Raw genomic sequence first — 1158 nt, 5'->3', positions numbered from 1 at the left:
ACCTTGGGATGCACCGGCCACGGCTGCCCCGGCGCCCGCCGCTCCGGCGGCCGGGGGTTGATGTCCAGCTGGGTGACCGAGGCCGCGCGCTGGCGCAGCGCCGTCCCCAGGCAGTCGGCCGCGGTGTCCCCGCCTCCGACGATCACCACCTGCCGCCCCTCGGCGGACAGCGGCGAGGCCGCGCAGTCCCCCTCGTCCACCCGGTTCGCCCAGGTCAGGTACTCCATCGCCGGGTGCACCCCGGGCAGCCCACGCCCGGGCACGGCCAGCTCCCGGCAGGCGGTCGCCCCGACCGCGACCACCACCGCGTCGTACCCGGCCCGCAACTCCTCGCCCGTGACGTCCCGCCCGACCCGCACCCCGGTGTGGAAGGCCGTGCCCTCGGCCCGCAGCTGGTCGAGCCGCCGGTCCAGCCGGTGCTTCTCCAGCCGGAACGGCGGTATCCCGTAGCGCAGCAGCCCGCCCGGGCGGTCGGCCCGCTCGTACACCGTGGTGGCGTGCCCGACCCGGGTGAGCTGCTGGGCGGCGGCCAGCCCTGCCGGGCCGGAGCCGATGACCGCGACCCGCCGGGCGGGGCCCCAGCGGTCGGGCGGCTGCGGCCGGTCCCAGCCCTCATCCCAGGCCCGGTCCGCGATCGCCAGCTCGACGTTCTTGATGGTCACCGCAGCGCCGTCGATGGCCAGCACGCAGGCGCTCTCGCACGGCGCGGGGCAGAGCCGCCCGGTGAACTCCGGGAAGTTGTTCGTGGCCAGCAGCCGGGCGGCGGCGGCCCGCCAGTCCTCGTCCGCCACCAGCCGGTTCCATTCCGGCACCAGGTTCCCCAACGGGCAGGCGCTGTGGCAGAACGGCAGCCCGCAGTCCATGCACCGCCCGGCCTGCCCGCCCACCAGCGGCAGCAGTTCCCCGGGCCGGTACACCTCCTGCCAGTCCCCGAGCCGCTCCCGTGCGTCCCGCCGCGCCCGCTCGGCGCGCGGGGTGGTGAGGAAAGCCATCCGGTCTGCCATCGCGGCCTCCGGCGGGGCGTACCGACACGGACCGGCGGCCCACCCGGCAGGCGCACCACCGTGTGGCCACCGTACGCCCACGAAGCGGCACGCGAAAGCGGTGCGATCAGCGGCACGGGAAGCAGTACGGGAAGCGGTACGGGAAGCGGTGCGA

General features: G+C 76.5%; 1 protein-coding gene. It reads right to left on the bottom strand.

What is annotated here, in order from left to right:
* A partial coding sequence (locus tag J0670_RS38390) for a glutamate synthase subunit beta (protein ID WP_207817395.1) occupies positions 1 to 1004 on the bottom strand: 1004 nt, incomplete at its 3' end.
* Between the last annotated feature and the right edge of the window lie 154 nt (positions 1005 to 1158).

Source organism: Streptomyces sp. FH025, from assembly GCF_017427025.1.
Classification (GTDB): Bacteria; Actinomycetota; Actinomycetes; order Streptomycetales; family Streptomycetaceae; genus Kitasatospora.
This window is presented reverse-complemented; position numbering and strand designations above follow the sequence as displayed.